Consider the following 18,470-nt stretch of genomic DNA (forward strand, 5'->3'; position numbering starts at 1 on the left):
TCGGCGTTTAATTTTTTTAGATAATAAGGAGAGGCTACTTTAAAGAGTTCTTTTGTAGTAGCTCATCTTCAACACCCTTTAGCTTCATCTCGTCCATAATGAAGTTAACGGTGTTCAATAGGCGTTGTTCACCTTTTGGGATCAAGTAACCAAACTGACTATTGGTAAATGGCGTCTCACAACGTGCCGCTTCTAAACGTTCATCGGTAACTTGATAGAACAGGCCTTCTGGTGTTTCTGTCACCATGACATCAACCTTACCCGTTGCAACCGCTTTGGGCACATCCAGGTTGTTTTCGTATCGAGTAAAGCTCGCTTGTTGTAGATGCTTGTCAGCAAATGCTTCGTTAGTACCACCGATATTAACGCCCACTTTTACAGAAGGCTGGTTCACTTTATCTATGGTGTTGAATTGGTCGACTTTGCCTTTGGCTACAAGGAAGCATTTACCAAAAGTCATGTAGCCTTGAGTTTGCTCTGCAGCAAGTTGGCGTTGCATCTTACGAGTGATTCCCCCCATTGCAATGTCGTACTTATCTGCTTCAAGATCCGTTAATAGGTCTTTCCAGCTAGTACGCACAAGCTTAAGTTCAACACCCAGTTGGTCGGCTATGTGTTTGGCAACATCAATATCGTAGCCTGAGTAGCCTTTGCCATCGAAATAAGAGAAAGGTTTGTAGTCACCCGTTGTGCCGACTCGTAGCATGCCTGACTCTTGGATGTCTTCCAATTGGTCAGCGACGACTGATCCGCTGGCAGCAAGAGCGATAGAAGCGAGTAATAAAGATATCTTTTTCATTGTTATTGTCTGTTGTGTTTGGTTTGAGAATTAAAACTAACAGAAAGGAGAAGAGAAAGAGATCAAACCAATGCGTAATTAGACTTTATTGCCAAAAGTCGCAATTAGTCTGACTATTAACTGACATATTGTCTGATTTATACCCCATGATAAGCCTAATACGTCTAGCTGATCACAGATTCTTACTTAAGGTCATTGCACAATAGGTTTTGCACCAATATAATATAATCATACAATAACACATTACTTGAGTTTAGGAGTTAGTTATGACAAAACCTGTCATTGGTTTCATTGGCCTTGGTCTTATGGGCGGCAACATGGTTGAGAACCTACAAAAACGTGGTTATGAGCTAAACGTTATGGATCTTAACAAAGAAGCAGTTGCGGCTTGTGTAGCTCGTGGTGCAAAAGAAGCAACTTCTGGCAAAGAACTTGCGGAAAACAGCGACATCGTAATGCTATGTCTTACAACGTCTGCTGTTGTAGAAAAAGTAGTTTACGGTGATGAAGGTATCCTAGCGGGCATCAAAGAAGGTGCAACACTGATTGACTTCGGTACTTCTATCCCAGCTTCAACTCGCAAGATTGGTGAAGACCTTGCAGCGAAAGGCGCAGGTATGATTGACGCACCACTAGGTCGTACACCAGCACACGCTAAAGATGGCCTGCTAAATATCATGGCTGCTGGCGACATCGAAACATTCAACAAGGTTAAACCTGTTCTTGATGATCAAGGCGAAAACGTATTCCACCTAGGTGCTCTAGGTTCAGGTCACGTGACTAAGCTTGTAAACAACTTCATGGGCATGACGACTGTAGCGACAATGTCTCAAGCATTCGCAGTTGCAAAACTGGCTGGTGTTGATGGCCAACAACTGTTCGACATCATGTCTGCAGGTCCATCTAACTCTCCGTTCATGCAGTTCTGTAAGTTCTACGCAGTAGACGGCGAAGAGAAGCTAGGTTTCTCAGTAGCAAACGCGAACAAAGACCTTGGTTACTTCCTAGAGATGGTTTCTGACCTAGGTACTGAGTCTCTAATTGCTGAAGGTACTTCTAAGAGCCTACAAGCTGCAGTTGATGCAGGCCTAGGTCAAAACGACGTACCTGTACTATTTGATTACTTCACTAAGCTAGAGAAGTAATACAAATAAACCCTACTCATGAGGATTTTTCTTCCTTTTCTCTCATGAGTAGGGTTGTTTATTTGTCTGACTTAATCGTCAGTAATTATGCCTTATACTTAAGCCTAAAACATAACCTCTCAGTTCATTCTCTTCTGTTTTGATCATTTCCAATCTTTCGATTTCTTAGCGCTTACTTCCTCTGTTCGTGAGATTTCATAATCATTAAAGATCTTAAAAACCAAGATTTTATTTGTGTGCAATCTACCCAGACAGAGACTCCATGTTACTCTTAAACCATAATAGAGTGAGATATTAGAATTCTGACTCGCGAATATTGGATTAGAGAGAGGTAGGCATGAAAGTGTCTAAGAAGGAACGCAGAATTATTGGTAACGCGCTCGATGAGTGGCAATCCCAAGGCGTTTTAACACAGGAAGAGCATGACAAGCTTACTCGTACCTTTGAGGTGTCGGCTTTCGATTGGACCCAGATTGCTCGTTATTCATTTACTATCGCTGTGACATGCGTAGTTTTGGCGACCTTGTCCTTTGTGTTTGATGAGTGGTTGATAGAACTGTTCAAGAGCATTTTCACCGCACCGGAACTTGCAAAGAGCCTGTTCTTTTTAGCGGGAGCTGTGGGCTTTTATATTTTCGGTATCCGTAGAAAGAAACTGTATCCAAGCAAAGTCTTAGCCAATGAAGCTCTGTTTGTCCTCGGGATGATCAGCACCGCGTTGTCGATCTTTTTCCTGGGTAAGGTGATAGAAACAGAGAACCTTGCGCCACTCATTTTACTTGCCGCTGTGATCTATGGCTTGATAGGACTTTGGTTGCCTTCGCAAACAGTCTGGATATTTGCCTTGATAACGCTGGGGGCTTGGTTTGGTTTTCATTCCTATCAGATTCAGAGCGACGGTTACTACTTCGGCATGAACTATCCATTGCGTTTTGCGTTATTTGGAGGCTTGTTGCTGGTGGCGAGTCTCTACGTCTTGCCAAAAATTCGCGCTGCGATGGAATTCGAAAGCGTGACTAAGTTTGTCGGTTTGCTCTATTTCTTCTTTTCGCTTTGGCTACTGTCCATTTTTGGAAATCATGCCGATTTTAGTGTTTGGTTAGATATAGAGCAGATCTCGGTGCTGTATTGGTCAGTTTTGTTGCTGGTGGTTTCGCTGATGGCACTTTACTTTGGCCTCAAATATCATGACGACATGACCAAGGGCGTTGCTTTGGTGTTCATCTTCCTCAATCTTTATAGTCGCTTTTTCGAGTACCTATGGGAAGGTATGCACAAGGCCTTGTTCTTCGCGACTCTAGCGGTGAGCTTTTGGTTATTGGGGACGAAAGCTGAGAAGATCTATCAGTTAAAGCTACCTAAGTCTTGATAAGCACAGAATCGATGTCAGATAATATTATCAATTGATATTGGTTATCATTAACTTTATCATCTGGGCGCTTTCTTGATTTAGGTAAATACTGCTTTTCCTTGGCTGTGTTACCTTCCATCACTATAAGTTTCTACCAGAGAAAGTAAGAGCCTCGAATTACGTAGGCTCTTTTTTTTACTTCAACTCACTACTGTTCCGAGTTAAACCCTAATGAATCTGACTCATAAAGATTACTTTAAGATTGCTTTTCCCTTTATTGTCTCGACTGTTACGCAACCTTTGCTTGGAGCGGTAGATACTGCTGTCATTGGCCAACTTGGTGTTGCGGAATTGATTGGTGGCGTGGCAATTGGCACCGTTATCATGAATACCTTGTATTGGTTGTTTGGCTTTTTCCGTGTCAGTACGACGGGGCAGAGTGCCATTGCCCTTGGCAAAAATAGCCACTCAGAACAGGCGAGTAGTCTATTTCGTCCGTTTATATTGGCTTTGTGTGTTGGACTCGTTTTCATTGCGTTGCAGTCATTGATTTGGGTAGGAGCCGAGTGGATCATCTCTCCTGATGCCGCTGTTGGTGAAAACGCCAAGGCTTACTTCGATATTATGATTTACGGCGCGCCGTTTGTGCTGTTGAACTACACCATGATTGGTTGGTTGATGGGACAAGCCAAAGCCAAAGAAACCTTGTTTACCCAAGTGTTTGGTAACGTGTTAAACATCGTACTAGATATCGTGTTCGTCCTATATTTCGATATGGGCATTGCAGGTGTTGCGGTTGCTACACTGATTGCACAAATTACAACATTTGCTATCGGTGTTGGTTTTGTCTTGAAGTCATGTCAATTTTCACTGTTCGATCACCTAACCACAGCGAAAATGTCTAAGAAAGCCTTAAAAGTGATCATGTCTTCGAATATGGACTTGCTGTTGCGCACTATCTGTATTTTGGTGTTCTTCAATATGATGGCACGGGTTGGGTCTCAGCTTGGGCCTGATGTATTGGCGACGAATGCAATACTGATGCAAGTGACCTTCATCGTTAGCTATATGTTCGATGGCGTTGCCAATGCCTCTAGTGTTTTTGCGGGTAAAGCGGTAGGGCAGAAGAACCCTAAGTTGCTTGATAGTGTAATTAAGTTAAACACTCAATGGACCACAGCATTTATTGTCGTACTGTCTCTTTTAACTTTTGTGTTTAAAGAGCAAATCGTCATGTTATTTACCACGCTACCGGAGCTGATCACTCTGTATTTCGCAATGAGCCCTTGGCTGCTGGTATTTCCGCTAGTGGCGGGCTATGGGTTGACGTTCTATGGCATTTTCACTGGTACAGGCACGACCAAACCGGTGAGGAACTCTAGCTTTATCACTTTGCTTGTGTTTTTAGTGGTGCAGTTTTTAGCCGTACCATACTGGGGAAATCATGGTTTATGGTTTGCTTTTACGCTGTTTTATATTGGACGTTTTATCTTCCTATACCCATCCATTCATCAAGTACGAGAAAAGTGCTTGTAGTCAATCATTTATAAATCGAGCGTATTTGTCTCGTATTATTGAAATTCCATAACAAATAAAGGGAGGTGAACTTGTCCTTTTTCTCAACACTAGAAAAAGAGCCTGATTTACCCCTTACGAGATGTTTTCTTAACCAAACCTTCATGATAGTATTGTTATGTTATACCATTACAATTAAAGCTGTCGTGAATACACAATCAATACTTGCCGTAAACGAACTTCAAATCTCAGATTCTCGCCACTCTTTTTTTCGCAATATCTCTTTTACTCTTGCCGAGGGTGAAGTGCTTGCGGTTATGGGGCCGTCTGGGATTGGTAAGTCAATGCTGTCTAAAGCGGTAGCGGGTTTTTTGCCAAAGGATGTCTCCGCTCATGGAGAGGTTTTCATTAATGGTAAAGAGGTTGGTTCTCAAGCCATGCTGCAAAGAGAAGCGGCACAAAGGCCTGCGATTATTTTTCAGGATGCCCTACAAGCGCTCAACCCATTGGCTTCGGTCGAGCAACAGCTGAGCTTGGCATTGACTGGCAACAAGGCTCGGCTCAATTCAACTAACAAAGAAACCGTGACTGCATTGCTTGAACAACTTGGCTTCAACGATGCTGAGACAGCATTAAAGCAATACCCAAGCCAGCTTTCTGGTGGTCAAAGACAGCGTATCTGCATTGCTATAGCTCTGCTTGGACGAGCTAATCTACTGATTGCAGACGAGCCAACCAGTGCTCTTGATCCAATCACCGAATCAGAGATTCTCGCCTTGTTTAGAAACAGTATCCAACAGAGAAACATTGGCGGGATGTTAATTACTCACGACTTATCGGCAGCGCTTGCTTGCGACAAGCTGTTGGTGATTGCGGAAGGCACTATGGTGGCCTACGGATCACCGAGAGAGGCGATTACCTCAAGCAATCACGAGTTCTGCCAGCAACTGGCTCAACTGCTTCCGTAGTTCTAACTGAGTCTTCATATGCACAATCATACTCAACCCTTGTCGGCACAAGTTCGCTTTGAAAATGTGAATGTACACTATTACTCAAAGCCTGCTTGGCTTGGAGGGAGGCCGTTTAAGGCCCTTGATCAACTTAACCTTAGCATCGAGACACAAAACTTAGCGATTGTGGGGCCATCTGGGGCAGGTAAATCTACATTGATTGAGCTGCTTTTTAGCTTGCGTCGACCTACGTCGGGAGAGGTGTTTATCTGTGGGCAAGCACTCTCATCAAGTTCTAAAAAACAGCTCAGAGCATTGTGTCGGCATATCCAGCTCATCCCACAAGAGCCGCAATCGAGTTTGAATCCTTATTACACGGTAGAACAGATCTTATCTGAACCGCTTGTCAGCATGGGTCTCACCGATAATAAACAGCAGAAAATTGAAAATGCGTTGCGAGATGTTGGGTTACCCCCATCATTGTTAACTCGCCCCTCAAGGCAGCTTTCTGTTGGACAAGCTCAAAGGGTGGCGATTGCTCGCGCTTTGATTGTTGAACCCTGTGTACTCGTCGCCGATGAGCCAACCAGTAGCTTAGACCCAGTGAGTCGACAGCAGATCCTAGATTTATTTGTATCCATCCAGCAGCGCCGCCAAATGCGACTGATCTTGGTGACTCATGACTTGAATGCAGCCGAAGCGCTGTGCGACGAGATCTTAGTGCTCGATAAAGGCCAAGTCGCAGAATATGGCGATGCTCAACAAGTGATGAATCACCCCAAACATATGACAACTCAAGCTTTATTGAGGGCTCAGAAAACAAATTATGAATTCACAAAAACCATTGGAGAGGTTTCGTATGCACCTAAATACGCCTAAGTTAGCTGTTGCGTTAGCGTTAAGTACACTGCTAACAGGCTGTTTCGATTCTGAAGAGAACAAACAAGATGCTGAAGTTTCAGCAGCGCCAGAGTCATCAGAAATTCGTGTTGCAATGATGCAACCGCCAAGGACGGGGCTTTCGCCTTTGTCTGACGATGCATTCAAGCTTTCTCGTTGGAGCACCGCTGAAACACTGGTTAATTTGAGCGACCAATCAGTGGCCGAGCCTATGCTGGCGACAGAGTGGGAGCAAGTCGATCCAATGACTTGGACTTTCACCGTACGTGAAGGCGTTAAGTTCCATGACGGTTCCGATCTCAACGCTGAGGTTGTCGTTAACTCACTTCAAAAAGCATTAGATGCAGCACCGAAGCCACGCATCCTTGATGGTATTGAATGGCAAGTTGAAGCGATTGGTGACTTTAAAGTACAAATTAAAACAACGTTTAACGATCCTCTTTTACCAAGTCGCCTATCAAGCCCACAGCTTTCTATTCTATCTACTGCTGCATACCAAGAAGATGGTCGAGTGAATTCGATCAAAGCGGGCACAGGCCCATTTATTCTGACTGAAATTAATGGGACGACGAGTGCAAAACTAACCCGCTTTGATGGCTACTGGGGTGAGAAAGCAAAAGTTGAAAACGTCTTAGCGGAATATGTACCAAACGGTTTTGCTCGTGCTGCTGCTTTGCGTACGGGTGAAGCGGATGTTGTGGAAGCGGTGCCTGTTTCACAAATCGCTATGATGGATCAGTCGCAACTGCATGAAGTTGCGATGCCACGTACTAACACTCTTTACTTGAACAACCAGTCTGAAGTGTTCAGCCAATTTGCTCTACGTAAAGCGGCTGGTCAAGCGGTGAATCGTGAGCAGATCATTGAAACGGTTTATGAAAACCATGCTGACCTTGCTAAAGGTTTATTAGGTCCAGCGCTGGCATGGGCTGCTCCTGTTCGTGATAAAAATCCTCGTATGGAAACAATGGAGATTCGCGAGGCAAACGGTGAGAAAATTACCATTGGTACCTTTACGGATCGTGCTGAATTACCAGAAGTGGCAGTACTCCTAAAGCAACAGTTAGAAGCGGGAGGCTTTGTGGTTGAGCTGGACGTTCGTGAGTACGCTCAAATTGAAAATGATGCACTTGCCGGTAAGTTTGATGCCTTCATCTTATCTCGCGCAACCGTCTTAGATTCGGGTGACCCAGTTGCTTACATGCAGAGTGACTTCAGCTGTGATGGTTCATTCAATCTAGGTCAATTCTGTTCTGAAGAAGTGGATGCGGCACTAGATCATGCAGACCGCCAACCTTTGGGTGAACTGCGACAACAAGCGATCATTGAAGCTGAAAACCTAATTCTTGGTCAATATGCGGCTATTCCTCTGTTGCATGAACGTGTTATTCAAGGTGAAAGTGACAGAGTGAAAAACGCACAGCGTGACCCACGTGAACGTCGATTGATCGACCAGTTTACCGAGGTTAACTAACTCAATGTCATTGGTTGCTAACATGCGCCTCAATTGGGGCGTTTGTATGCCATGGCTATCGCGCTTGGCCTCGCTAAGCGTGGTAGTTGTTCTTGTTGGCTTGATGCCTGATATCGCTGGGATTGACCCCAGTCAGGCGATCCTGCGTGCACGGGCTGGTGCTCAGCAGTTGATGACCCCAGAGGCACTTCAAGCCATTCGTGCAGATTTGCAACTCGACCGCTCAGCGATGGAGCGCTTATGGGACTGGTTAGCGTTGGCGGTTCAAGGCGACCTCGGTGTCTCTTGGGTAGATGGCTCTCCGGTGATGCAGAGCGTTCAATCAACGGCAAAAACGTCGCTGTTTTTGATGGTATGCGCACTGTCTATGACACTTGTGTTCTGCCTTATCAGTGCTCTGTTTACCATCCATCGCTGGCAGAAAAATAAGCTTGATACTCAGCACAACAGCTTAAGTTCTATGTTGGTGTCACTTCCTGAGTATGTGATTGCGTCATTGCTTATTTTGGTGTTCGCAATTTGGTTAGGGTGGTTTCCTCCTTATGGTTGGACAAGCACTCAAAATCTTTGGCTCCCAACACTGGCTCTAGCATTGCCCGCAAGCGGACTGTTTAGTCGCTTGCTGAACGACAGTCTGATCCGAGTCCTTGATGAACCTTGGGTGATCACTTGGCTTTCCGCCAACATCAGCAAATTCCAGATTTTGAGGTTTGCGTTGTGGCGAGCTCTGAGCAACCTTATCCCACAGTTAGCCATGATTGTGATTGGTTTGACGGGTGGAGCAGTAGCAGTAGAGCAAATTTTCTCTATACCTGGTATTGGTCGCTTGATTCTTGGCGCGGCAAAGTCGCAAGACCTTCCACTGCTTCAAGGTGGCTTATTGGTGTTGCTCGCGTTCTCGATTCTGGTGAGTAGCATCAGTATCATGATCCAGCGAGCTTTGCTCGGGCACAGTGCGACTAGCGGAAAACTGATCAGCAGCCATAGTACATTTCGCTTCACTCAGAGCCGAACTAAGAGAATTGCTAGCGTTATCATCTTCGCTTTGCTCATCGGCTGTGCTGGTTGGGCGTTACTCCGTGATCCCTACTTAATCCAATTCTCTCGTTTAGCTGCACCGAGTCTTGACGCTCCTTTTGGTGCCGATGCTGTCGGCCGTGATCTGTTGGCGAGAGTGGGAGGAGGGATGTTCTCTACCATGAAGATGGGAATATTGGCGACCTTGCTAAGTTTAGTGATTGGTTTGCTGCTTGGGTTTGTGACTCGATATAGCCAAGGGCTTATAGAGATCACTAAAGCTGTCCCTTATATCGTAGCGGGTCTGTTGGTCGCAGGCTTAGCGGGAATGAACCCAAATAGTGCCTTGATTGCCATTGTGTTAGTGTCTTGGGCACCATTGGCTGCACATTGTTCAAGCTTAGTGTTAGAAGCAAAGGCTCAGCCCTATACGCATTTAGCCCCGGTTTGGGGAACCAGTCGTCTACGAGTATTGCGTTATTATTTGCTCCCTTATGTTTTGCCGCCATTGATTAGACATGCGCTGTTAAGACTTCCGGTGATTACGTTGAGCTTAACCTCTTTAAGCTTTATTGGTTTGGGAGCGAAGCCTCCAGAGCCAGAGTGGGGATTGTTGATTGCAAAGAACCTCCCATACATAGAGCGCTCTGCGGTTGGTGTTATTGCTCCGATTACTGGATTGGTGATGCTCTCAATAGCGATTAATTTACTGTTTGATGACTGATTACTCACCCTAAAGACAGAGTAATACTCAGAGAAAAAGCCTCTTTGTTCGATGTGACAAGAGGCTTTTTTATTTGTGAGAAGGGTGTGGTTACTTACTCTGCGTTGACCAATATTAGACCTTGGTACCCCCCGATTTGAACTTCGGTTATTGGCTCTCCCAGCTTCCCGTCCGCATCTACGGGTCTCATCTGTTGGTCGAGTTGAATCGTAATTAAAGGTTCTGAGAAGTAACTCGGATTTCGACCGTGAAAATCGGTTCGGTAAAGTACTAACCCTTTTTCAAATTGACGTGCGAGCACCATCTCTTCTGGGCCGCCACTCACGACTTGATTCTCTGATTGGTAAGCGAAGTAAGTATTAGTAGGCATGACATGAGCCACACCATTGGGTAAATCTTGATGTACTAACTCGCTCATCGAACTGTCGCCGACAATGGTGTAATCGGCTGCATAGGGTGTCGATGTTGATAGCATGAGAGGAATCGCATTGTGATTGCTTGGTATTTCTCCTGAAGGCGCACCTATATCCACCTTCAATAACGAAGTAGGTTGGTAAGCGATGTTTTGAGCAATGCCACTGGTGTGATAATTGTTGTTGGTGGTGTTATGACTTCCATACAGATAACTGCTATTCCACTGGTTAAAGTAGCTGAGGTCCGTGTGATGGTTGAGGTAGTAGATGACCAGTGCTGAATATTGGTCCTGTTGCCAGTTTTCCTGAGTATTGCCAAAGTACTGAACTCGTCCGTATCGTGTAGTGGCTTGGAAAATAACGCTTTTACCAGAGTATGCTAATGCTGAGTTATCCCAAAATTTTGATACCCCCGCATAGCCACTAAAGCCCATAGTAGGGAAGAGGTAGTGCTCACGGAGATACAAAGAACCTGAATCGATGAGGTGAGACTGCCCATTTCGACCATACAGATTTGCTGTACCAATATTCAAACCAACAAGTGTTCCTGGTTGGTCGGTTGCTAATCGACTTAAGAATGAAGAAAAGTGCGTTTTATAAAGAGAGTCTGCTTTTTTTGAGCCGGCGATCACTTGCAGCTCATCAATATATCCACCGGAATGAACGTAGAACTGATTACTGCCGAGTAACTTATTCGTGTCATCGTTGTAAGCTCCATTTAAACCTTGTTCCGCCCAATTTTCTGCGTAGTAAGCCGCCATAGCCTCTTGATAGTCGTTGTTAGCTAAATTTGTTAAAGCCCAAGATGAAGATTGATTCCACATGCGGCCGAAAGGAATTACACGGGATTCCCAACGAAAGCGTGCGGTGGCATTTTTGTTCGTACGGGCTCTGTATTCATCATTGGACAAATAGTTGTCGTTGTTGATATCGGCAGCGTGATCGAAGCCTCTGATTTTGCGCCACCTTTCGATGTTTCGTCCGTCTAGCGTGGTCTCAGGTGCTCCGGTCAGCTTAACGCTAGGAAATGAGTTTTTGAGTTTGACTTCGGCCAAACGTGGTCTGTGTTCAGGTTCATTCCAGCGAATTCGCACTACATACAGTCGACCCCCATCTCTTAAATACTTAGAGCCAAAGTACTGTCCTCCGCCATAACTGGCACCACTACCGTCATGGGTAGTAGTCCGCTTCCAATCGTCCGGCATGTTCCAAATTACCGCTTGGTTCTTGGTCATGTTCAGAGTTTTATCTTTCTTGATCGACATGGTTTGCCACTGGCTAGCTTGGCCGCGTTGGTCGACACCGTTGGGGTACTCAACAGAGAAGCTGCCGCCGGTCGCAAATTTAGAGAACTTCAGCGTCAAGCGATCAAAGGGTTCGGAGTGATAAATGTAGAGAGCACCGTTGTTTGCAGAGTGTTCAAAGACATCGGCATCCCACGGTGGTTGTTGGTACAGCCAAAATCCTGCATGTGATTGATCGACTGTGTATCCCAAGATCATTGGCTTTCTATTGAGAATGGTGTTTTCACCGTGCGTTGAGTCTACCTCAGCGATCACCGTGTCTTCTGAAAAATGGAGGAAGAAGTCTTCATAATTAAGGCCATTCGTCTCTGCATAGTTTCTAAGATCGTTTTCAACCCAACTTGAATTAACCTCCAGCTTCTGGTTGTACATGTAACCCAATGTATTGCTGCGCGCGTTGTCGGAAGGAGCACGATAAGAGCCGAAAACAAGATCACTATTGCTCAGCTCCCAATCAATCACGTCTTGGGCTGCTAATACAACACCGTCGTGATTGGTTGAAGACTCATGTTGCCCGGGGAGAATAACCGCGGTACCCGCAGAAGGAAATTCAGTCGAGACTGCATTTAAAGAAGTCGCCAACAGAGTCGCTATCAAAATAGTTTTAGTCATTCCCACAATCCAAAATCAGAAAATACAGCAAAAAGTGATATCTCAAATTGACACTCAAATTAAGAAAAAGTATTAGCGATGAGAAAATTATGATCAAGTAGAAAAGGGTTATATATAAAATTGGTTTACATAAACTTCTGAATTTGTGGGCTATTAATTTTTAATTATGTGGGGGAATTCGATGAGAGAGGGTATTTAGAACTGATCAATTAATTCTCATTTTGAGAAAATCAAAATTAAATTGGAATACTTCGCCCTATATATGACCTTGGTTTTATATTTAATGCAATGTTCAATTAGTTGCCTAATTTAAGCTGTAATAAAAACTTAACTTTTAAATGAGGATTATATTTCGTTCGTTTATTTTGAGTTTATAAAGCGATTCTATACTGCCCGCCATTAACTAAGTGCGAGGACGTGTTTGACACGTAAAGTACTGGGGTTACGTTACCCGCCATTGACTACTAATAAATTTGTAATCAATGAGTACGCTTGCACTGGTGATCATTTAAACATCAAACATTCGAAGAGATAATTATGAAAACTTGGGTTTTAGCAGCGGCAGCAACACTACTATCAGGTACAACAATTGCGGCAGAGACATATATTCGTAACGGCAACGTTTATTCACACGAAGGTAAATGGAGTGCCGAGGCTGGTGTCGCAACAACGAGTGACCTATTTAAAGGGCAGAAACACAGCGTAGTTCCACTTTTGAACTTTGGTTACCACGGTGATGATTTCAATGCAGACCTTAATGAGATTAACTATCGATTTATTGGCAGCAATAGTGATTTTATCAATATGAATGCTTTTGTAGAAACCAGCGGTATCCACTATGAATCTGATGACGCTAAGATTCTTAAAGGCATGAATGACCGCGATGTCGGTTTAGATTTTGGTTTAAACATTGATTTGGATTTCGGTGACGATGTTGTTTCAGCGTTCTTCCAACATGACGTGACGGGTAAATCAGAAGGCTTCAAAACAGGCTTAAAATATACCGCTATTGTGGAGCTTGACCAGTGGGTATTCGTGCCTTTCGCAAGCGTTGATTACAAAAGCGAAGACTTCGTAGACTACTATTTCGGTGTTACTCAAAACGAGGTGGCAGCAAACCGTAAAGCCTATAAAGCGGATGGCGCCTTCTCTTACAATTTAGGTTACAAACTCGTCATGCCATTGACTGATAACTTAGAGTTAACTCAAACCTCAGCATTTACTCGTTTAGGCTCTGACATTGCAGACTCTCCACTTGTTGATAGTGCAAATCAATGGGTAGTGGGCGCATCAGTAGCGTATTACTTCTAATAAAACAGCGTTAGGAACGTAAAAGTTGGCTCCTATTCAAGGATGAATAGACTTTTCTACCTTTAAGAAAAATACTGGCTGAGGGCAATATGATTCGGTTTAATTACAGCAACAGAATCTTTGAGATCTGCTTTGAAAATTATGTGATCAGTAGTGCTTACCAAGAGTTACGCAATGAACTGGGGCATGTCTATGGCCACGAAGCGTTATGCCGCGTCAAAAAGAATGGTATTGAAGTCGCGCCAAACACGTTTTTTGAGCATTTGGAGTCTTGCTCATTTGTTGAAATGGTAGAGTTGAATATGCTGATAATGAACATGCACCTAAAAGGGTTCAGGTATTCAAGTATTTATAACTCAAAGTCTAAGCTCTTTATTAATATGCTTCCTAGTTTTTTTAAAATAATTTATCAAAGTGAAGAACTTTTACATAGCTTAGTTAGAGCAGTTCTTATTGAAGATATTCAATTGAATCAACTTGTTCTAGAAATAACGGAAAGCCCTTGTCCTATTGATGATTTAGTTGAATTTTATCTTGGTGTAGAAAAGTTGAGGAATAAAGGTGTACTTATCGCCATTGACGACTTCGGAACGGGTTACTCAGACTTTTCAAGGGTAGCCGCCATTAAACCGCATTATGTCAAAGTAAGTCGTGAGTTATTGCTTTACTCTCAGATATTTAGGAACAATGAACTCAAAACGTTGGCCGCTTTATCTTTGACCGACAACATCACCTTGGTTTACGAAGGTATCGAGTATTTGGAGCAGTATGAGTTCGCTAAGAACAATGGAGCGAGCCTATATCAAGGTTACTTGTTATCCAAGCCTGCTCGTCACGCTATCTCTCTTATGCCGTGTTACGCCTGAATAGTGAGTTCATGTGCAGGTGTAGTGTGACTCTTGTCACGTATTTTCTTCTCAAAGTCCAAATTTGACTATATTCACAGTCAATGAGGTTTCTCGTGGTATTTGTCCTTCTGATAGTTTGTAAGTTGTTATAGAAGCGATGAAAAAAGCGACTCATTTTCTATGAATAGGCCAAATGTTAAACAAAGGTTTGATTATTTATTCTAGTTTAAAGAATGTCTATACGGTTAATGATAGAGCGTATATTAACTGAGATAATTATTTTTATCAGATTCATTGTAATTTAATAAATTTATGCTAATTTCTCGGCCCAAATTATAATAATAGCCATCAACTTATATTGACCTAGTGGTTAATATAGTCTTCTACGTGGCATCTCTATTAGATAGTGAAACTGTCTATCAATTACTCTCGTCGAATTGGTTTTTCTGTACCTGTATTTGATTAACTAGAGGAAGAACTATGAACATATTGATTGTCGAAGATAATATCCAGCTTCTCAACGAGTTGGCGATGCAATTGATCCATAAAGACGTGCGTGTTCATAGAGCAGAGACTGGGGGAGAGGGCGATTATTGCCTTAACAACTTCCAGGTCGATCTTGTGATTTTGGATCTTGGTTTACCTGACGGTGATGGTATTGAGTGGCTCGAAAAGTGGCGATCCAATGGGTTCACTGTACCTATATTGGTATTGACCGCACGTGATAACTGGGCTGATAAAGTGGCAGGACTTACGGCCGGTGCTGATGATTACCTAGCTAAACCTTTTATATTTGAAGAGCTGCTTGCTCGTGTTCAAGCATTATATCGCCGTTCTTATGGTGTTGCTCAATCGACTGTGGATGTTGGTCTATTCTCCCTTGATATGGACGCTAAGCAGATATCTATTGGCCAATCGATCTTGGATTTAAGTGCTTACGAATATCGTTTGCTCAAGTGCCTTTTGCTTAACGAGGACAAGGTTGTCTCAAAAGAACGTCTGCGTGCTGAGGTCTATGGTGACGAGTTAATGGAAGATGGTAATGTCATTACGGTTTTATTAAGCCGCATTAGAAAAAAGATAGTTTCGATTACCGATGAAGACCCAATCACTACCTTACGAAATCAAGGTTATAAATTGTGCAACATAAGGTAAGTTCTATGTTGAAGAGTTTAAAGCTTAGATACATAGTTGCCAGCGGTTGGGCTCTGCTCACACTTTCTTATCTATATGGGCAAGCTAATTTAACGGTGTTCTATTCGAACTCAGACAAATTTGTGAACATGTGGCTCTCTTCCGGCGGTGAATATTTGTTGGATGATTTTGTTACTGATCAGCAAGGTCAACTTCAATTGACTCGCGAGGTTCCCAAACGTTTTCAAGGACGAATTGAACAGCTGCTTGTATTTGATGAAAATCATAAGCTCGTTTTTGAAACGACCCCACAAGACTCGCTTAGGGTTTATGTGCAAAAGAAGTGGCTAGTAAAAGACTGCTTTCAAGAGTTTTCAATTGAATCTGAAGACCTTAACTATTTTGTCGGCGTTAAGCATTACCAGGAAACAGATAAGCGACCGAAATTGATCTTCGTGACGATTAAAGAACATCATGCGATCGACCCTGATTTCTTTAATGAAGTGGATCAAAATTTTGCTTACATAAAGGTAATTTTTGCACTGCACATTATGTTGATTATTCCTTTGATGTGGTGGTTTTCAAACTGGAGCTTGAAGCCAATAGATCGGATTAACAAACAGCTTTTGTCACTCAAGCAAGACGAAATAGATAGGCTAGATAACAGCACTGTAAAAGAGCTAAAGCCCTTGGTTGAAAGTCTGAACGGTTTGATTCATTACGAGCGTCAACAGAAAGAGAAACAAAGACAGCTTCTCTCAGATCTATCACATGGGTTGAAAACACCGTTGTCTGTATTGCAGGGTGTGGCGCGAAGCCACTCTTTAGGGATTCCGCTGCACGACAACAAGAAAATTGATTATGTGATTAACCAAGAAGTCAAAAACATGGTTGATCAAATCCAACATCGACTGAAAGTTGCGTCTAACGACCACAGTTCAGTGCTATCAGCACAAAGTCATCAGGTTTCTGGAATCGTTGATCAGTTAGTGTTTGGCATGAAAAAGATTCATGCAACCAAGAACGTGACATTCAAGCTGTGTGTCCCTGCAGATGTTGTTTTTGTTGGGCAGCGTAACGACTTGATGGAAGTCGTGGGTAACCTGCTTGATAACGCGTGCAAATATGGAAATGGAGAAATTCACGTATCAGCTTACATCAAGAATTCAAAGTGTCTTTATGTGGTGGTTGAGGACAATGGAGACGGTGTACCAGACGCGTTAAAAGAGAAGCTAGGGGATCGTGGAATGCGACTAGACAGCCGGGTCCAAGGTTACGGACTCGGAATCAATATCGCACAGGAGCTTCTTTCTAGTTATCATGGCCTATTGAAAATCGAAGACTCCTCCTTAGGTGGTGCTAAATTTACCGCTGTATTTGAAGTCCAAGAAGACTTGCAACTTAGATAGGTTTTTAGTGTTCCTGACACTATGACAAAGATAGGCAGCAGAGCGTTTAATCGTAAGGTTAAACGCTCTTTTGTTATTGATTCTTGTATTTATGTAGCAGATCCCAAGGGATATGACACAGGTGGTGATTCTCTGGGTGGAGTGATAGGTGGTGCTGGTGGACGTCGTCGCTCGGGACAAAGTTTGTCAGAGGCAAAATCTCTAAAGCGATTCGGTTAGCATCCTCTCGAATCGAAATGAAATGCTTAGCTTGTTCAAGGTGTGTCGGATTTTCACTATAGATACCAGTTCGGTATTTCTCGCCGACATCATTTCCCTGCTTGTTGACGCTGTACGGATCGATAATCTCCAATAGATGTTGAATAAGAGCTTCAACGCTTACTTTGGTTGAATCAAACTCGACTTCTACACATTCTGCATAACCATCGTAATCGCCTTGAGTCGTCTGGTTGGAGCCATTAGCGCGACCTGCTTTGGTCTCTATAACTCCGGGTACGTACTTAATAAACTCTTGTACTCCCCACAAGCACCCACCCGCTAAATAGATTTTTTCCATCACTGATTACTCTTAATTACAACAGGGCAATAGTAAATGATTTGAGGTTGGAGACAAGCAGCTTGGTTTCCAACCATGTTAGTCAATTACTGCCACATTACCAAAATAGCCGCGATCGCGATAAAGAAGAGGGCGAGCATATCTTTATTTTTCACAGGTTCTTTAAGCCAAAATACCGAGATAAGCATGGTAAAGAACACTTCGATTTGCCCCAGTGTTTTAACGTATGGAACCGCTTGTAGCGACATCGCACTAAACCAACCCAGAGACCCGATAAAGCTGGCAATACTGGTCATGATTACAAGCTTGGGTTTAGTGAACATCAGCTTCAACGTTTCGCGATCTTTAATGATCAGATAGGTCAGCAAGAGTATGGTCTGAGTTAGAATAACAATAAACAGTACCCAAGCTGCGCTGTGTGGGAAAGGTAGGTTTAGGCTCAAACTGGCTTCACGAATCCATAATGAAGTAAGAGCAAAAGCGGTACTGCAAGCCAAACCGATTGAGGCCGTTTTTAAAGATACGCTGCGAACACCGTTGGCACAGCTAAGCAGAAATACAGCGACCATACCAAAAGCGACGCCAACCCAGCCGAGCAGTGTTAGCGAAGTGCCAAAAAACAGCATTCCAAGAAGTGCGGAGACCGGGGCTTCACTTTTTGCGAGCCCAGCACCAATCGCAAAGTTACGCTGTTTAAACAGCACTACCATCAAGCCAGTGGCAACGATTTGCATCACTGAAGCACCCGCGAGAAAGAAGTAAGAATACCCAGTGAACGTTGGCATTGGAGCATCTTGGTATTGATACAAGCAGAACAAGTAAATTAGCGCGAGTGGACTTGCCCATAAAAAACGCGCGAGGGTTACTCCCGAGACATTCAAGGTTTTGCTTAAGCGGCTTTGAAAAGCGTTTCTCCATGCTTGGCTAGAAGCGGCAAGCACAGTGAAGAGTATCCATTCCATGGCTGGTTTCCTTGGGAAGGGAGAGAGAGCAGCGCATTACCTGTGC

General features: G+C 43.6%; 15 protein-coding genes. 11 read left to right on the forward strand and 4 right to left on the reverse strand.

Going from position 1 to position 18,470, the window contains the following annotated elements:
• Positions 1 to 34 precede the first annotated feature (34 nt).
• Positions 35 to 799: a transporter substrate-binding domain-containing protein gene (locus tag L1D60_RS08880; RefSeq protein ID WP_239840755.1), complete on the reverse strand. Its 765-nt coding sequence runs from the start codon at positions 797 to 799 to the stop codon at positions 35 to 37.
• 266 nt (positions 800 to 1,065) lie between these two features.
• Between L1D60_RS08880 and L1D60_RS08885 the strand changes: the two genes are divergently transcribed.
• The 7 genes from L1D60_RS08885 to L1D60_RS08915 all read left to right on the forward strand — a co-directional run bounded on the left by L1D60_RS08885 (position 1,066) and on the right by L1D60_RS08915 (position 9,875).
• Entirely contained in the window at positions 1,066 to 1,944 is an 879-nt protein-coding gene (locus L1D60_RS08885) for an NAD(P)-dependent oxidoreductase (protein ID WP_239840756.1), read from the forward strand.
• A gap of 337 nt (positions 1,945 to 2,281) precedes the next feature.
• Positions 2,282 to 3,313: a hypothetical protein gene (locus L1D60_RS08890; RefSeq protein ID WP_239840757.1), complete on the forward strand. Its 1,032-nt coding sequence runs from the start codon at positions 2,282 to 2,284 to the stop codon at positions 3,311 to 3,313.
• Between the two features lie 213 nt (positions 3,314 to 3,526).
• Complete coding sequence (locus tag L1D60_RS08895) at positions 3,527 to 4,831, forward strand: MATE family efflux transporter (RefSeq protein ID WP_239840758.1); 1,305 nt, start codon at positions 3,527 to 3,529, stop codon at positions 4,829 to 4,831.
• Between the two features lie 185 nt (positions 4,832 to 5,016).
• Positions 5,017 to 5,778: an ATP-binding cassette domain-containing protein gene (locus L1D60_RS08900; RefSeq protein ID WP_239840759.1), complete on the forward strand. Its 762-nt coding sequence runs from the start codon at positions 5,017 to 5,019 to the stop codon at positions 5,776 to 5,778.
• A gap of 18 nt (positions 5,779 to 5,796) precedes the next feature.
• Positions 5,797 to 6,639, forward strand: coding sequence for a dipeptide/oligopeptide/nickel ABC transporter ATP-binding protein (locus L1D60_RS08905; RefSeq protein ID WP_239840760.1), 843 nt, complete (start codon positions 5,797 to 5,799; stop codon positions 6,637 to 6,639).
• Positions 6,620 to 8,134, forward strand: a complete 1,515-nt coding sequence (locus tag L1D60_RS08910; protein WP_239840761.1) for an ABC transporter substrate-binding protein — start codon at positions 6,620 to 6,622, stop codon at positions 8,132 to 8,134. The genes L1D60_RS08905 and L1D60_RS08910 overlap by 20 nt, the downstream gene beginning before the upstream one ends.
• Before the next feature lie 4 nt (positions 8,135 to 8,138).
• The gene (locus tag L1D60_RS08915; RefSeq protein WP_239840762.1) at positions 8,139 to 9,875 is read left to right on the forward strand and encodes an ABC transporter permease subunit; all 1,737 of its coding nucleotides are present in this window, start codon (positions 8,139 to 8,141) and stop codon (positions 9,873 to 9,875) included.
• 94 nt (positions 9,876 to 9,969) lie between these two features.
• Here the strand turns inward: L1D60_RS08915 and L1D60_RS08920 are convergent, their stop codons facing one another.
• Entirely contained in the window at positions 9,970 to 12,204 is a 2,235-nt protein-coding gene (locus tag L1D60_RS08920) for a hypothetical protein (protein WP_239840763.1), read from the reverse strand.
• A 537-nt stretch (positions 12,205 to 12,741) separates the two neighbouring features.
• On the opposite strand from L1D60_RS08920, the gene L1D60_RS08925 reads away from it, so the two are divergent.
• The 4 genes from L1D60_RS08925 (at position 12,742) to L1D60_RS08940 (ending at position 16,906) form a co-directional block, all read left to right on the forward strand.
• Complete coding sequence (locus tag L1D60_RS08925; protein ID WP_239840764.1) at positions 12,742 to 13,515, forward strand: MipA/OmpV family protein; 774 nt, start codon at positions 12,742 to 12,744, stop codon at positions 13,513 to 13,515.
• A gap of 89 nt (positions 13,516 to 13,604) precedes the next feature.
• Positions 13,605 to 14,381 carry an EAL domain-containing protein gene (locus L1D60_RS08930; protein WP_239840765.1) on the forward strand — a complete coding sequence of 259 codons (777 nt, stop codon included), beginning with the start codon at positions 13,605 to 13,607 and terminating at the stop codon, positions 14,379 to 14,381.
• 462 nt (positions 14,382 to 14,843) lie between these two features.
• Positions 14,844 to 15,518 carry a response regulator gene (locus L1D60_RS08935; RefSeq protein WP_239840766.1) on the forward strand — a complete coding sequence of 225 codons (675 nt, stop codon included), beginning with the start codon at positions 14,844 to 14,846 and terminating at the stop codon, positions 15,516 to 15,518.
• Positions 15,519 to 15,523: 5 nt separating this feature from the next.
• The gene (locus tag L1D60_RS08940; RefSeq protein ID WP_239840767.1) at positions 15,524 to 16,906 is read left to right on the forward strand and encodes an ATP-binding protein; all 1,383 of its coding nucleotides are present in this window, start codon (positions 15,524 to 15,526) and stop codon (positions 16,904 to 16,906) included.
• A 73-nt stretch (positions 16,907 to 16,979) separates the two neighbouring features.
• On the opposite strand, the gene L1D60_RS08945 is transcribed toward L1D60_RS08940, so the two are convergent.
• Together L1D60_RS08945 and L1D60_RS08950 are read right to left on the reverse strand one after the other, a co-directional pair.
• Positions 16,980 to 17,462, reverse strand: a complete 483-nt coding sequence (locus L1D60_RS08945) for a peptide-methionine (S)-S-oxide reductase (protein ID WP_239840768.1) — start codon at positions 17,460 to 17,462, stop codon at positions 16,980 to 16,982.
• Positions 17,463 to 17,548: 86 nt separating this feature from the next.
• Positions 17,549 to 18,424 (reverse strand): DMT family transporter, encoded by an 876-nt coding sequence (locus L1D60_RS08950; RefSeq protein WP_239840769.1) that lies wholly within the window; start codon positions 18,422 to 18,424, stop codon positions 17,549 to 17,551.
• Between the last annotated feature and the right edge of the window lie 46 nt (positions 18,425 to 18,470).

The sequence above is a fragment of the Vibrio sp. Isolate30 genome (assembly GCF_022397975.1).
Lineage (GTDB): Bacteria > Pseudomonadota > Gammaproteobacteria > Enterobacterales > Vibrionaceae > Vibrio > Vibrio fortis.

Excerpts from the sequence above, each read along its gene's own strand:
- L1D60_RS08920 (WP_239840763.1), bottom strand. The coding sequence starts at position 12,204 with ATGACTAAAACTATTTTGATAGCGACTCTGTTGGCGACTTCTTTAAAT.
- L1D60_RS08945 (WP_239840768.1), bottom strand. The coding sequence starts at position 17,462 with ATGGAAAAAATCTATTTAGCGGGTGGGTGCTTGTGGGGAGTACAAGAG.
- L1D60_RS08925 (WP_239840764.1), top strand. The coding sequence starts at position 12,742 with ATGAAAACTTGGGTTTTAGCAGCGGCAGCAACACTACTATCAGGTACA.
- L1D60_RS08895 (WP_239840758.1), top strand. The coding sequence starts at position 3,527 with ATGAATCTGACTCATAAAGATTACTTTAAGATTGCTTTTCCCTTTATT.
- L1D60_RS08885 (WP_239840756.1), top strand. The coding sequence starts at position 1,066 with ATGACAAAACCTGTCATTGGTTTCATTGGCCTTGGTCTTATGGGCGGC.
- L1D60_RS08940 (WP_239840767.1), top strand. The coding sequence starts at position 15,524 with ATGTTGAAGAGTTTAAAGCTTAGATACATAGTTGCCAGCGGTTGGGCT.
- L1D60_RS08880 (WP_239840755.1), bottom strand. The coding sequence starts at position 799 with ATGAAAAAGATATCTTTATTACTCGCTTCTATCGCTCTTGCTGCCAGC.
- L1D60_RS08890 (WP_239840757.1), top strand. The coding sequence starts at position 2,282 with ATGAAAGTGTCTAAGAAGGAACGCAGAATTATTGGTAACGCGCTCGAT.
- L1D60_RS08905 (WP_239840760.1), top strand. The coding sequence starts at position 5,797 with ATGCACAATCATACTCAACCCTTGTCGGCACAAGTTCGCTTTGAAAAT.
- L1D60_RS08910 (WP_239840761.1), top strand. The coding sequence starts at position 6,620 with ATGCACCTAAATACGCCTAAGTTAGCTGTTGCGTTAGCGTTAAGTACA.
- L1D60_RS08935 (WP_239840766.1), top strand. The coding sequence starts at position 14,844 with ATGAACATATTGATTGTCGAAGATAATATCCAGCTTCTCAACGAGTTG.
- L1D60_RS08930 (WP_239840765.1), top strand. The coding sequence starts at position 13,605 with ATGATTCGGTTTAATTACAGCAACAGAATCTTTGAGATCTGCTTTGAA.
- L1D60_RS08915 (WP_239840762.1), top strand. The coding sequence starts at position 8,139 with ATGTCATTGGTTGCTAACATGCGCCTCAATTGGGGCGTTTGTATGCCA.
- L1D60_RS08950 (WP_239840769.1), bottom strand. The coding sequence starts at position 18,424 with ATGGAATGGATACTCTTCACTGTGCTTGCCGCTTCTAGCCAAGCATGG.